The 14,456-nt window shown below is 34.8% G+C and carries 16 protein-coding genes and 1 tRNA gene; 6 read left to right on the forward strand and 11 right to left on the reverse strand.

Going from position 1 to position 14,456, the window contains the following annotated elements; genetic code table 11:
- Positions 1-10: 10 nt before the first annotated feature.
- The 11 genes from mobB to AC1EUY_RS00700 form a co-directional block, all read right to left on the reverse strand.
- Positions 11-1,030 carry a MobB family relaxase gene (mobB, locus tag AC1EUY_RS00650; protein ID WP_480193562.1) on the reverse strand — a complete coding sequence of 340 codons (1,020 nt, stop codon included), beginning with the start codon at positions 1,028-1,030 and terminating at the stop codon, positions 11-13.
- A gap of 3 nt (positions 1,031-1,033) precedes the next feature.
- Positions 1,034-1,585, reverse strand: coding sequence for a BfmA/BtgA family mobilization protein (locus tag AC1EUY_RS00655; protein ID WP_480193563.1), 552 nt, complete (start codon positions 1,583-1,585; stop codon positions 1,034-1,036).
- Positions 1,586-2,144: 559 nt separating this feature from the next.
- Positions 2,145-2,342, reverse strand: a complete 198-nt coding sequence (locus AC1EUY_RS00660; protein WP_480193564.1) for a hypothetical protein — start codon at positions 2,340-2,342, stop codon at positions 2,145-2,147.
- Positions 2,343-2,471: 129 nt separating this feature from the next.
- Positions 2,472-2,921, reverse strand: coding sequence for a JAB domain-containing protein (locus AC1EUY_RS00665; protein WP_480193565.1), 450 nt, complete (start codon positions 2,919-2,921; stop codon positions 2,472-2,474).
- Positions 2,922-2,989: 68 nt separating this feature from the next.
- Positions 2,990-3,328, reverse strand: a complete 339-nt coding sequence (locus AC1EUY_RS00670; RefSeq protein WP_480193566.1) for a single-stranded DNA-binding protein — start codon at positions 3,326-3,328, stop codon at positions 2,990-2,992.
- 771 nt (positions 3,329-4,099) lie between these two features.
- Positions 4,100-4,936: a DUF932 domain-containing protein gene (locus AC1EUY_RS00675; protein WP_480193567.1), complete on the reverse strand. Its 837-nt coding sequence runs from the start codon at positions 4,934-4,936 to the stop codon at positions 4,100-4,102.
- A 17-nt stretch (positions 4,937-4,953) separates the two neighbouring features.
- Positions 4,954-5,115: a hypothetical protein gene (locus AC1EUY_RS00680; RefSeq protein ID WP_480193568.1), complete on the reverse strand. Its 162-nt coding sequence runs from the start codon at positions 5,113-5,115 to the stop codon at positions 4,954-4,956.
- 70 nt (positions 5,116-5,185) lie between these two features.
- Positions 5,186-5,806: a hypothetical protein gene (locus tag AC1EUY_RS00685; RefSeq protein WP_480193569.1), complete on the reverse strand. Its 621-nt coding sequence runs from the start codon at positions 5,804-5,806 to the stop codon at positions 5,186-5,188.
- Between the two features lie 41 nt (positions 5,807-5,847).
- The gene (locus AC1EUY_RS00690; RefSeq protein ID WP_480193570.1) at positions 5,848-6,255 is read right to left on the reverse strand and encodes a hypothetical protein; all 408 of its coding nucleotides are present in this window, start codon (positions 6,253-6,255) and stop codon (positions 5,848-5,850) included.
- Positions 6,256-6,494: 239 nt separating this feature from the next.
- A complete protein-coding gene (locus AC1EUY_RS00695; protein WP_480193571.1) occupies positions 6,495-7,745 on the reverse strand; it encodes a phage integrase SAM-like domain-containing protein in 1,251 nt (416 codons plus the stop codon).
- A 229-nt stretch (positions 7,746-7,974) separates the two neighbouring features.
- Positions 7,975-8,049: transfer RNA gene (locus AC1EUY_RS00700), tRNA-Pro, on the reverse strand.
- A gap of 192 nt (positions 8,050-8,241) precedes the next feature.
- On the opposite strand from AC1EUY_RS00700, the gene AC1EUY_RS00705 reads away from it, so the two are divergent.
- From AC1EUY_RS00705 to scpA, 6 genes are read left to right on the forward strand one after another with little or no spacing between them, the layout of a single operon-like run.
- The gene (locus AC1EUY_RS00705) at positions 8,242-9,348 is read left to right on the forward strand and encodes a PQQ-dependent sugar dehydrogenase (protein ID WP_480193572.1); all 1,107 of its coding nucleotides are present in this window, start codon (positions 8,242-8,244) and stop codon (positions 9,346-9,348) included.
- 33 nt (positions 9,349-9,381) lie between these two features.
- Positions 9,382-9,987 (forward strand): uridine kinase, encoded by a 606-nt coding sequence (udk, locus tag AC1EUY_RS00710; RefSeq protein ID WP_480193573.1) that lies wholly within the window; start codon positions 9,382-9,384, stop codon positions 9,985-9,987.
- Between the two features lie 6 nt (positions 9,988-9,993).
- The gene (locus tag AC1EUY_RS00715) at positions 9,994-10,311 is read left to right on the forward strand and encodes an FtsB family cell division protein (RefSeq protein WP_480193574.1); all 318 of its coding nucleotides are present in this window, start codon (positions 9,994-9,996) and stop codon (positions 10,309-10,311) included.
- Position 10,312: 1 nt separating this feature from the next.
- Positions 10,313-11,692, forward strand: a complete 1,380-nt coding sequence (locus AC1EUY_RS00720) for a methylmalonyl-CoA mutase subunit beta (RefSeq protein ID WP_480193575.1) — start codon at positions 10,313-10,315, stop codon at positions 11,690-11,692.
- 9 nt (positions 11,693-11,701) lie between these two features.
- Positions 11,702-12,268: a SecDF P1 head subdomain-containing protein gene (locus tag AC1EUY_RS00725; RefSeq protein WP_480193576.1), complete on the forward strand. Its 567-nt coding sequence runs from the start codon at positions 11,702-11,704 to the stop codon at positions 12,266-12,268.
- Entirely contained in the window at positions 12,269-14,332 is a 2,064-nt protein-coding gene (gene scpA / locus AC1EUY_RS00730) for a methylmalonyl-CoA mutase (RefSeq protein ID WP_480193577.1), read from the forward strand.
- Positions 14,333-14,456 lie beyond the last annotated feature (124 nt).

The following is a 14,456-nucleotide window of genomic DNA, read 5'->3' on the forward strand; positions in this document are numbered from 1 at the left end:
TGTTTCAAGTTTATATGCCTATTGAACCAGAATTCATAGCCTTTTCAACACCTCTTTTAAGTTTCATAAAGGCTTTAAATGCCAATTGTACCTTATTGGTTGGAATGGAGGGGATATGTACTCCAGACTTGTGCAACATTTTGAAGGCCACTTGTTTTTCAGTGACAGGAAGTCCTGCTAGCATCGCAAAAAAACGTTTTGGGTCTTTGTCCAATAGATTTCTTGCCTGGTAACTTTCTACAAAATTGCGGTTATACCCAAATGTTTTGTCAAAGGTTTTTTCAACCGACTTACGGAATTTATCACGGTCAAAACCTTGTTTAACTTTTTTACTATTTAACGTAGTCTCACAGACCTTATTCTTTGCTCCAGGGGAAAGACTACGCCTATTGGAACTATCCATTCTGCTAACAATGATATGAACGTGCCCTTGATAGCCTTCCTTTTGCATCCCAACAACGACACGTTTGCCGTTCTGCCTGTGTGGGGCTTCCTTTTCGAGCTTGGCTATTTTCAGTTTCGGTCTATCAATATTTCCTTTTAATTCGCCTTGTTCTATCTGTCGTATTTCTTTTTTAAGTTCCAATATCTTGGTCGCATAGGGTTGGTTCTCCTGTATCTTCTTGTCCGTTTCCGAATAGAACCGCTCATATTCTATTTTGGCGTAGTATTTAATATCATCTACGGTAACCGCTTTATCCCTGTAAAAAGAATTGGCATAGTCCTTCATCAGTTCCCGGGTATAGTACCGTAGTTTTTCAGGGGTGTTACCGATGTGCTTGAGTTCTTTGGGGCTTGGGCTGACCACTAGGGAATAGAATTTAGGATCTTCCTTTTTCAGCTTATAGGTATTGCTGTCAATTTCTGAAATGACTTCTTCACGGTCAATCCTGTCATTATACTGGTCAAAAAAATGTTCATGGAGTTCGGGTTCTTTTTCCTCGTTTTCCTTTTCCAGATAGTTCACCAGGTCGCGGACACTGCCTTTGTAATTGATGCCCATTTGTTGTGCTGTAATACCTATATACATACGTTATAAATTTTTAAGTCTTCGTTTTATTTTCTCAAATTCGTTTTCGGTGATTTCCAGTTTTAAATACCTTTTGCCGAAACTACTTTTTACAACTTTCACCTTATCCAGTAAACACTTAAAATCCTCTTTTACCGCATCCATTTTATCGGCCAACCGTTCATAGCGGATTTTGGGTATTGTAGTTTCAACCGTTTGTTTTTCTTCCGGTACTGTATCTTCCAAGAATTTCCGTTCCACCAGTTCAGGTTCTTCGTTATCGTCTTGCATCAAATTTTCCTCAAAAAGCGATAAGAGCATGGCATTGGTGGGCTTGGTTTGGTCTTTTTCAATGCTTTTGATAATGGCAATGGAGGCATCGGTACGTTTGCGGTTCTTGATGATTTCCTGTACGATGCTTTTACCAAAACGGTCGGAGGGCATAAAGCCATGCCACTCAAAAAAGTTGATGATAAGCTCCATTGTTTCTGAATACGATTTCGATACTTTTTTGGAAAAGCTCTTGAATCTTCTGGCGGTGTTACGCTTAAATCGTATGGTATAAAAATTGTCCATTTTTTTGTTGTTAACTATCCTATTGGGTCATTTTTTTCCAATGTTTATAGGGTTTTACAGAAGATTTGACCCAATCATCAATATTCTTTCTTCATCCTTGATGTTCTAAAAACCTTGTAAATACAAGGGTTTGCGGAGCAAACTGCATTAGAGGCACCGCGTGAGCGTGCCACCCTCTTGCTCTTCGATTTCGTCATGCTTTAGCATGACAAAATTTTCAGACAACCTGACTAAAAAAGTCAGTTGCTCTTTTACGGAATTTACATTCCGTTTTAAGTTTTTTTGATATATACGGTCAAAGGAAAGTCAAATCTAATGTGCTTAACCGTGCTTAAAATATGCTGATTGACAGCTTTATAAATATATTGTTTTTATGTGCAAAATAAAAACGAAATTTGGTCTCAAATGATATGATTTAATACTAAAAAATATGATTTTGAGATAAATTGAAAATTAGAAAATCAGATTTTAAAATGTCCAGAGCTTAATTATTCAATAGGATACAAATTAAAAGACCCTTGAAAAAAATCAAGGGTCTTATTTACGGATTTATAGTATTTCAGATATTAAATACATACTGATAATTATATAAATTTCGTGTCGCTTCTTCGTCCAACAGAGCATCATAATTCAAATAATGTTCTTTGGCGTAGGCTTTAAGGTCATCCCCAAATTTACTTTCAATTTCTTCTTTAGATACCGATAATAAGTGTTGTTGGGTTTCGTTATCGAGGTTGTTAAAATTAATATATATCATTTTTAAAGTAGTATAGGTCGTATAAATCGGGATTAAAATCGTCGGGATAATCTCCCCATGTTTCCTGTTCTTCCAACCAGATTTCAAATTCGGTTTTTTATTGGTCTGTAGTTTTCATAATGCTGAATGTTATAAATCTCCGTTATCGGCAAAACTGTAGTAGTCACCATTGGGTGTAATAATCAAATGGTCCAGAACCATAATGTCAAAAAACTGGGCGGCTTTTTTGATTTTTTTGGTCAGATTTTTATCCGCCACACTAGGTTTTAATTGCCCCGATGGATGGTTATGAGCCAATATAACCCCAACGGCTAAAGATTTCAAAACAACTGCAAACAGGATGCGTATATCGACCATAGTGCCTGTGATACTCCCTTTTGACAGTTCATAAATACCTTTTACCTTATTGCTATTGTTCAATAGCAATACTTTAAAAGTTTCTTGCAATCCTATGGTGTCCTTGTTCCAATGCTCAAAAAGAAATTCGGCAGTATCTTGTGAAGATTTGATTTTAGGAGATTTCAATGTACTTGCCTTTTCTTTGTAGCTTATCTGTATTTCGTTAACTTTGTTATTCATTGTTTTTCTGATTAAGATTGATAATGAAAAGAGGGCAAGACTTTTCGACGGTTTGCCCTCTTTCTTTTTTACTTGTTATTTCCCATTAAAAGGATTTCATTTGCCACGATTTCGGTTACATAGCGTTTAACACCGTCTTTATCATCGTAAGAACGTACCTTTAGTTTTCCAACTACTCCAATTTCATCGCCCTTAGCTACATACTTTTCGATAATGTCAGCCGTTTTGCCCCAAGCGACAACGGTATGCCAATTGGTGTCCGTTTGCTTTTCGCCTTTAGCATTTTTGTAGTTTTCATTGGTAGCCAATGATAAGCGAGCTACTTTTTTTCCGCTTTCAAGATTCGTAATGGTTGGCTCTTGTCCAACGTTTCCGATTAACTGTACGTGATTTTTAATGGTACTCATAATAAAATGGTTTTAGATGCCTTTTTACAGGCTTGATTAATATTTCCCTTTTGATTTAAACTGGATTAAATTTTAAGGGGTGTTTGTTTGATTTCTTTCGTGCAGGGCACAATGGATAAAGTGGGTTTTGTCAAGACTTTTAGGGAACAAATCAGGAGTGTCTGCTACGTAGTAAAATCCTTGGATTTTCAAGGAAGTAGAAACCTTATTTTTCAATAAAACTTTGTACAGTCTTGACAAGTTCCATAAGGGCATTAGCAATTCTTTTAAAACCGTTCGTGATTTGAGCGTACCGACAGTTAAGCGAGTGAAACGAATGGAGTCTAAATTAGAATTGTTTATGCCATGCCTGTTTTTCGATGCCCCGAAAAACAACAAAAGGCTTTATCTATTATAAACCCCTTAAAATGTTCGGGGCAATACCTCAATTTTTAAGTATTATCGAGCAAAGGCTCAAGAAGAATTTGCCGATAATGCTGTTAAAAAAAATTGAGGTATTGACCTTCCGGTTTTTTTAGCGGACTTAACTTTAAAGATGGAGCTTGTAATGGAGTTTGCCCACTTCCCGACTTTCTCGAGAACGGGTGGGCAAGCGGAACGGAAATCGGAATCTTTAAAGTTGTGACCAAGACCCTTTTTGAGAGCAGCTCTTTTCCCGAAATGAAGAGCAACGAAATGTTGGGAAACGTGCTAAACGGAATAATATGTCAGAAGTATAATTAAAACTCCAGTTTAGATAAGGTACTGGAAAAACCTTTTTAAAATGACAGATTAAGCCATTTCGTATATCTCATCGAATAGTTTCTTGTCCAACTTTTCTTGTTGGGAAAAACTCTTTTTCAATGTACCGTGCAATACCGAGTTAAAGGCATTATAACCTAACCACAGATTGGGAGTTTCGTTTAACAGGATGGCTTCATTATCCAGAACTTCTATGACATCTCGTGATTTTTTGGAAGGGTCATTGTTCTTATCGCTACATTCATATCTAAACAGCTTTGTTTTTTCAAGAATGTCTCGAACAAATGCTTTGGTATCGAGGATTTCGATTTCCTTCATTTTATCGAATTTTTGAACAATCGAATAGAATTCATTGTCCAAAAACTTATCGAACAGTACATTTAATCTTGGCATTATTAAATCGATACTGTTCTTTGTATGTTTGATTGAAAAATCTATTTCAGTTTCTGCAACATGCAATCCATTGGAACATATTTTTCGATAAAAACCGAAATGTCCAGAAGTTTTTTCGCTACCATCATAGGAATTTTTAAAACGTAGCATTGGTAGAATTGAATCTTTGTCATTCTTGACCGAAAATTGGTTGTCTTCCTCGGTGATAAAATCCGTTATAAAAGACCTGTCATTTCGATTGATAGTTCGTTTATGATACTTCAGGTTGGCATCAATCAGCATTTGTTCTGCTTTCTTAAAAAACAGTTCATTAGGGATATGTCCGTAACTGTTGGAAACGACATTGACTATTTTACCATTGGAAATAATGGCATTTTCCAATCCTCTACGGGATGGAATTCCTGTTAGATTTTGTAATGATTTCATTTCTGAGAACACAAAAATCTCATCTTGTTGCAATTTGTTCAAATACATAATTTTAAATTTTTAGATTAAACATTATTTAATAGTATGTGGTAGTACAAGGGATGCTTTTCTCTATAGTAAGCTAAATGACTCTCTGCACTTTCAATAATATAATTTTCACTACTTAATCGATAATGTTCTTCTGCTTCTTGTAATGAAATGTTAGGTTTTTCAGATACTTGTTTCATAATTTTAAATTTTTAGATTAAACAATATTTTTCGGTAATATTGTATGATATAACTACATCCTCATCGCTCTCAATCATCAAAAAGGTGCTTTTGGTTAGTAACAACCTCCATAGATTTTGGATGGTTTTCTGTTTTCATTGATTGCTTCAGTGCCTTACGTCGTTTGTCATAAATCCATCTTCTAAGGTCGCTTAATAGGTGTGTTTCATAATCGGAAAGCTTTTCTGGAGCTATTTTTCCCATAGTCGCTGCCATTTCTTTTCTCTGGTCAGCGTTATTGAATACATTGGCATATTGAAGTCCGCACCAAGTATAGATATTGACCCATTCGGTGTGCATCGGAGCTTCAAAAGTTCGGGGCATCGTATAGGCTACGACTTCGGTCAAGGAGGCCATTGGTTCACCTGTTATTAGGCACATCATCCGGGCCATTGTTATTTTTTTCAATAAATCATCAGGTATGGCATCTTGCCAGGCAGATTTAAAAACAATGACAGGGCTTCTAATGCAGTCTATAAAGTCGAAGACAAAATCGGCTTTTGCTTTTTTATATGATTTAGACTGGTTTTTTTGATTGATTACAGGTTTACATTCGAAACCAAAATCAAGTTGTAGCAATTCTTTAGGATTTTCCATGATTATAAATTTTAATTGAACAATAGTTGACATAAAAAAAGAAAGCCCACTCATATCGAGCAGGCTTTCATAGTTGAAGCTATTTAAAGTTTCATTTAAAGTTCAAATTGAACAATCTGCTGTTCAATTTCAGATTTGCGTTGTTCCAAAGTGGACTGTAAATGTGAAGTTACCAACTTGATTAAATTCGTGTTGGTGGTCTTGAATTCCAAGTTTCGAGAATCACGAAGATAAAAAGAACTCGAATCGTCTTGATTGTAATTGAACTTGGTCAGCTCGTTTAACGTCTGTGTCAATCGTTCACGTTGCGTGGCCAATCCTCTTAGCTTTTCAAACTTCTGGATTCTGTCGTCCAAGTTGATTACTGGCTTTTGGGCAGTTACTTTCTTTTCTGGAATAACGGTTTTTCCAATTGCTTGTTCAGTTAGCTTCTTTTGTACTTCCTTTTTAACGGTTGCAGTTTGTTTTTTTGCTGTTCCGTTTGACTTTGTTTTTGTTTCCATAATTAAATGATTTTAGATTAAACAATATTTGAGCATCGACCAAACGGAAGACAAAATTTTGGAGTGGGAAGGAAACGGAATAAATAAGCGAGGGAAGAAGTGGTGGCTTTATGCCGTCCCTTTTCCGAGAAATATTTTGCGACGTTTATATTTCGGTAATATTGTATGAATATATATTCTCACCTATACATTTATCTATAGACTTATTTTTTTGGAAAGGATAGAGGTCAAAAAACATCTTAAACTATTGAAACTCTTTGCTCCTTCAAATTAAGGTTATCAGAATTAAGTTTAGCTTTTAAGCTCTGGATATCAGTACTGACTTTTTGCTCAATTACTCGTGCGTACACTTGAGTCGTGGATAATTTAGTATGTCCTAATAACTTAGATACCGTTTCTATAGGAACTCCATTAGATAAGGTAACCGTTGTTGCAAAGGTATGTCGGGCAGAATGGAACGTTAGTTTTTTTGGTATTTCCAATTCCAATGCGATTTCCTTTAAATAGGTATTCACTTTCTGATTGCTATATACAGGCAATAAGCTGTTGGATAATGCTCCGTCATATTTGTTTATAATATCCTGTGCTTTGTTCAAAAGCGGTATTTTAACAGACTTATCTGTCTTTTCTCTACTCGTGAATATCCAATAATCACCATCGATACCTTTGATAATATTGTTCTTGGTCAAAGATTTCACATCGATATAGGATAATCCTGTATAACAGGCAAAAACAAATATATCTCGGGTCTTGATATGACTTTCGTGTTTTAAAATGCCAAGCTCCAATACTTGCAATTCCGATTTTGATAAGAAAGCACGTTCATATTTTTGAAACTTTAATTTGTAGCGAGCAAATGGATTCTTTTCTATCCATTCAAGGTCTATTGCCAAATTGAGCAGCTTTTTAAAACGTTCCAAATGTTTCATAATACCATTATTGTTCAACGGTTGTGCATTGTTGATAGAGGGTGTATTACGCAAGAATTGCTCAAAATCAATGATAAAACTATAGGATAACTGCTTCAAATAAATATCATTGGCTTTTAATTTTTCCTTCAAAAACTTTTTTAAATACTTTTCGGTAGTGTAATAGTTTTTTAGCGTTCCGAATTTGAGAACGGACTTCATACTGGTATTATGGTAGTCTACTAATTCCATTAGGGTCTTGTGCTGTTCGTCCTCTCCCAAGAAACGGGCTTTGATATTGTGGGCGGTAATCAACTTGAATTCAGCCGTCAACTGCTTATGGCAGTCCAATAAATTGGCATAAATATTATCCAAATAAGCATTGAGCATTTTAGCTCCAGGTGTCCTTGGTTTGACTCTTTTTGATTTGGTGTCCCAATAGGTAACCAAAATGTCTCGTTTTAAACTGATTTCGGCACGTTTTCCGTTTACGGTGATACGGGCATAAATAGGGGCTGAATTTCCTTTTTTCTTGGCTAGGTTCAGCCAAAAATGAATACTGAATGTTTTTGAAGTTTGCATAAACTCTCGCTTTAAGTGAATATTCGATTTGTTTTACGAAAGTCAAATCGAAGCGAAAGTCAAATCTTAATTGAGTACCAATGTAATGAAAAATTTGGTAACTATACAGGTAACCGAATAGGTAACCTTTCATTTGATATTAAAGCTAATCTTATGAGTTCAATAAAAATGAAAATCATTGATTTTCATAAGATTAGCTATTTTTTGGTATCATTTGATACCCTTTTTGTCGGGGTGGCAGGATTCGAACCTGCGACCTCCGCGTCCCAAACGCGGCGCGATAACCGGGCTACGCTACACCCCGAGTTTTCATAGATTTTGAATATTGAAATTGGAAATTCAAACTCTACTATTTAGATTACTTTTCATGAGCATAGTTTATGCCGTGCTTGACACAGTACTACACCCCGAAAAATGGAGGGCAAATATATGTTTTTTATTAATAGTTACAATAGATATTTCTTTGTAAATTATACTCAAATTCAAACGAATAATTATGAACAAATTAGGTCTATGTTTACTAGTAGTTTTTTCTACCTTTCTCAATGCTTGTTCACAACCAACGGCTGAGAAAAATAATAAATACGGTTATGAAATTGTTGTTCCCAATCTATATATACCTTGGGGTTTTACTTTTTTGCCTGATAAGTCAATGCTAATCAATGAAAAGTCAGGTAAATTGATTCATTTTAAAGATGGAAAGAAAATCGAAATTAAAGGACTGCCAAAGGTGGAAGTTTTAGGTCAAGGTGGCCTAATGGATATAGAATTACACCCTAATTACTCTCAAAACAGATGGATCTATATAACCTATGCGATGGCTGCTAATAGTTCAGAAGGAGCAAATACCGCTTTAATGCGCTTTAAACTAAAAGACGACCAAGCAACAAATAAAGAACTTTTATACAAAGCAGAACCCGATACTGAAAGAGGGCAGCATTTCGGATCTAGAATTGTATTTGATAATGAAGGTTATTTATATTTTACGATTGGCGATCGTGGTAATAGAGATATAAACCCACAAGATATTACCAAAGATGGGGGTAAAGTATATCGATTATATGATGACGGAACTGTGCCTATTGATAATCCGTTTGTAAATAAAGAAAATGCCAAAAAAGCTATCTATTCTTATGGCCATCGAAATCCGCAAGGAATGAAAAAGCATCCTGTTACTGGTAGCATTTGGACGCATGAACATGGCCCAAGAGGAGGAGACGAGATTAATATCGTTCAAAAAGGTAGAAATTATGGTTGGCCTGTAATCACCTACGGTATTAATTATAGTGGTACGAAGATTACCAATAAAACATCGATGAAAGGCATGGAGCAACCTTTACATTACTGGACACCCTCCATAGCGCCAAGTGGAATGGCGTTTGTTTACAGCGATGTGTATCCCGAGTTGAAAGGTAATTTATTAGTAGGTTCTTTAAAATTTCAATATGTAAATCTTTGTAAATTAGAAGGAAACAAAGTAGTAAGTGAAGAACGATTGTTAGATAAAATCGGAAGAGTTCGCAGTATAGAGCAAGGTCTAGACGGTTTTATATACATTGGTGTAGAAAATCTTGGAATCGTTAAACTAATAAAAAAGAAATAATCTTACTTTTGTGAAGATATAAAATTAGATTTCATGTTAATTATCGGTATTGCTGGAGGCACAGGTAGTGGTAAAACTACTGTGGTAAAACAAATCGTAGATGAGCTTCCATATAAAGATGTTACAGTCATTTCTCAAGATTCTTATTATAAAGCTACTGATTATCTATCTTATGACGAACGTGTAAAAATTAATTTTGATCACCCTAAAGCAATTGATTTTAAGTTGCTTAGAGAGCACTTAGAAAAACTAAAAAAGGGCGAAGCCATAGATCAACCTGTATATTCTTTTGTTGAACATAATAGAACAAAAGAAACAATAATAACAAAGCCAAGTAAAGTTATCATCGTAGAAGGAATTCTTATTTTCTCTAAGCAAAAGGTAAGAGATCTGTTAGATATAAAAATCTTTGTTCATGCAGATTCTGATGAGCGCTTAATACGTCGTTTAAAACGCGATATACAAGAACGCGGACGCGACATGGACGAGGTTTTACAGCGCTATCAAGATACATTAAAGCCTATGCACGAGCAATTTATAGAACCTATGAAAGAATATGCAGATATCATAATACCTAACAACAAATATAATACGGTAGCTATAGATATAGTAAAGACCATTATAAATGATAAGTTATAGTAACAAATGACGCTTAAAGAATTTAGAAATAAACCTATTATAAAAATTCTGACTAATAGATATATGCTCATAGCAATCATTTTTATGATTTGGATGTTATTTTTTGACGGAAGTTCTATACTATTACATAACGATCTAGATAAAGAAACCAAAAGACTAGAAAATTCTAACGATTTTTATCAGAAGGGAATAAGTAAGGATAAAAAGAAAATAAATAACTTAAAACATCCTGATTCTTTAGAGAAATTTGCCAGAGAAGAATATAAAATGAAAAAGAAGAATGAAGATATTTACATTATTGAATTTGACACTATAAAAAAGTAAGATGAGTGATTTTTTATTTGACGAATTCGATCAGGTATCTGCGAAAGAATGGAAACAAAAAATACAATTTGATCTTAAAGGCGCAGATTATAATGAAGTATTAGTGTGGGAGTCTAATGAAGGAATTAAGGTAAAACCGTTTTATCACCTAGACGATTTTGAAGCTTTAGAAATTCCATCGTTTAAAGGTAAAAGTACCGTCTGTCAATCTATTTTTATTTCAGATGAACAAACTGCTAATTTTTTAGCCAACGATGCTCTTAGTCGAGGAGCAGAGGCTATACAGTTTGAAGCCAATGAACCCTTTAATATCGATGCTCTCTTACAAGATGTTACCCTGAGCGCAGTCGAAGGGTCTTTACATTTCAAACTAAATTTTTTATCTGAATGCTTTTTATCTGATTTAACTGAAAAAACAAAAGAATATACAGTATTCTTAAATGTTGATCCTATTGGGAAACTCGCTAAAGAAGGCAACTGGTTTTCGAATAAAGATACTGACTTTGTAGCCTTAAAAAATATTCTTTCAAAAGCAATTAAAAATGTTACTGTTTTAAGCGTTGATACAGGTTTATATCAAAACGCAGGAGCTAATATTGTGCAACAAGTAGCTTACGGGTTGGCACATGCAAATGAATACTTAAATTTTTTAAATAACTCACGTCTCACTTCGCGCGTAGTCGAGAAGTCTATTCAGTTCAATTTTTCAGTAGGTAGTAATTACTTCTTCGAGATTGCAAAACTAAGAGCATTTCGATATTTGTGGAACTTACTTTGTAAAGAATATAATCTAAACATTAAACCACTAATTTTTGTATCACCAACTTTGCGTAACAAAACCTTATACGATTATAATACCAATATGCTTCGTACAACTACAGAGTGCATGAGTGCTTTATTAGGTGGTGCAGATACAATCTCAAATATTGCTTACGATACAATTTATCATAAAAAAAATGAGTTTGGTGAGCGCATTGCACGCAATCAACTTTTAATATTAAAAGAAGAGAGTTATTTTAAAGATGCATCACAATTTACCGAAGGTTCGTATTATATTGAATCTCTAACAAAACAAATTGCAGAAAAAGCATTAGTACTTTTTAAAGATATAGAAAACGCTGGTGGATTTTTAAAACAATTGTTTGAAGGGACGATTCAAAGAAAGATAACTCAAAGTGCTCATAAAGAACAAGCTCAGTTTGATAGCGGACAAGAAATCTTGTTAGGAACCAATAAACATCCTAATAAAAAAGATAAAATGAAAAACGAATTAGAGTTGTATCCTTTTCTTAAAATGAAACCTAGAAAAACGGTAATTCAACCAATCGTTGCGAGACGTTTATCTGAAAGGTTAGAACAAGAGCGATTAAAAAAAGAATAATAGAAGATTATGGAAAGCTTTGATTCTATATTTAAATATTTTTTTCCAATTGTAGTGTTGCTACAATTTTTTGGATGCAATCTTAATAATAATTATACAGTATATGAACCCACACCAGTGAAACCAAGTTTAGAAATAGGCGCACCACCAGCAGTAGTAAATGATGCTGATTGTTCTGAATTAATTGGATATCAATACAATGGTTTTTATGAAACGGTAGAAGATGGAAAGTTATTTACTTTAAATACAGCTTCAAAAAAAGAGAGTTTAAGAGTTTCAGAAATACCAGTGATTACTAGTAACGACTTTGCTTCGGTGGCTAAAACCTATGATGCGATGGGAAAGCCTAGCTTACTTGTTACTTTCACAGAAAAAGGTAAGTTTACATTTAAAGAATTTACAACACAAAACATAAATAAAAAAGTAGCGATAATTATAAATGATAAATTGATTGCAGCGCCTAAAATTTTAGCTACCATTGCTGGAGGAAATGTCGAAATTTCCGGGAATTTTGCGCAAGAAGAGGTAAATGAGTTGTATGATGCTATTAATGCATTAATGTATTGTAAAAGTTAAATGACTAGAAAAGATATACAGCATATTCAAATTGAAATAAAAGACGTAAAATCAAAAACTTTTGAGCATGAGAACTTTGTTGCGGGTATTGCTCCTAATTTAAGAGGTCCCTATGCAACGATGTATGTTCGAAGACCTTGGACTATTCGTCAATATGCTGGTTTTTCGACTGCCGAAGAGAGTAATGCATTTTATAGAAGAAATCTAGCTGCGGGTCAAAAAGGTTTATCCGTAGCTTTCGATTTGGCTACACATAGAGGTTATGATTCAGATCATGAGCGTGTACAAGGTGATGTTGGTAAAGCAGGTGTAGCGATCGATTCTGTAGAGGATATGAAGATTCTATTCGATCAGATTCCGTTAGATCAAATGTCAGTTTCTATGACCATGAATGGTGCTGTACTACCCATTTTAGCCTTTTATATAGTGGCTGCCGAAGAGCAGGGGGTAAGTCTCGAAAAATTATCAGGAACAATCCAAAATGATATTTTAAAAGAGTTTATGGTGCGTAATACGTACATCTACCCACCAACACCTTCTATGAAAATAATTGCTGATATTTTTAAATATACCAGCAAAAATATGCCTAAGTTCAACTCTATTTCAATTTCTGGATATCACATGCAAGAAGCTGGTGCGACACCTGAAATCGAATTGGCATATACGTTGGCTGATGGCTTAGAATACATTAGAACTGGAATTGATGCTGGAATGGATATTGATAGTTTTGCGCCGCGTCTATCGTTTTTTTGGGCTATCGGAATGCATCATTTTCAAGAAATAGCTAAACTGCGTGCAGGAAGAATTTTATGGGCAAAGATCGTTAAACAATTTAATCCTAAAAATGCAAAATCTTTAGCATTACGAACGCATTGTCAAACCAGTGGTTGGAGTTTAACAGCTCAAGATCCTTTTAATAACGTCGCTAGAACAACTATAGAAGCGATGGCAGCTGCTTTTGGTGGCACACAAAGTTTACATACAAATGCTTTAGATGAAGCGATTGCCTTACCTACCGATTTTTCTGCTCGTATTGCAAGAAATACACAAATTTATATTCAAGAAGAAACAAAAATTACGAAAACAGTCGATCCTTGGGCTGGTTCTTATTATGTTGAAAAATTAACAGAAGATATTGCTAACAAAGCTTGGGAACTCATCCAAGAAGTTGAAAACCTTGGCGGAATGACCAAAGCAATTGAAAAAGGAATTCCAAAACTTCGCATAGAAGAAGCTGCTGCTAAGAAACAAGCTCGTATTGATAGTGCTCAAGACATAATCGTAGGAGTAAATAAGTGTCAATTAAAAGAAGAGGATCCGTTACATATTTTAGAAGTAGATAACGATGCGGTTCGCAATTCACAAATAGAGCGTTTAGCAACACTAAAAAACGATAGAAATTCAGTCGATGTTGATAAAGTATTAGATAAATTGACGATTAGTGCCAAGACAGGTGAAGGAAATTTATTAGCTTTAGCTATAGAAGCAGCTAGAGCAAGAGCAACTTTAGGTGAGGTTTCAAATGCGTTAGCAACTGTTTTTGGCAGATATAAAGCAACAATTAATTCTATTACAGGAGTGTACAGCAGGGAAATAAAGGAAGATAAAACGTTTAAAAAAGCCACAGATTTGGCAGATAGGTTTGCCGAATTAGAAGGGCGTCGCCCACGCGTTATGGTAGCCAAAATGGGCCAAGACGGTCATGATCGTGGTGCCAAAGTTGTTGCCACGAGTTTTGCCGATTTAGGTTTTGATGTAGATATCGGCCCGTTATTTCAAACGCCTAAAGAGGCTGCTAAGCAAGCCGTAGAGAATGATGTACATATTTTGGGAGTATCTTCTTTAGCAGCTGGTCATAAGACATTAGTGCCCCAAGTATTAGAAGAACTTAAAAAGTATGGTCGCGAAGATATTATGGTTATCGCTGGTGGTGTAATACCACCTCAAGACTATCAATTTTTATTTGATGCTGGGGTTGTTGGAGTTTTTGGACCAGGTACAAAAATTGCAAAAGCAGCTATTGAAATATTAGAAATATTAATTGAAAGTACCGAAGAAGTATAGAATAGATTATCTATCCTTCTTGTAAATTTTTTAATTATCCGTAAAGAGTCATAAAAGGTGTTTGTCAACTTGAACTTGTTTGAGGTTCTCACTGTAAATACTTGATTTATTGAATGATGAGATT

It is taken from the genome of Maritimimonas sp. 2210JD6-3, from assembly GCF_056591795.1.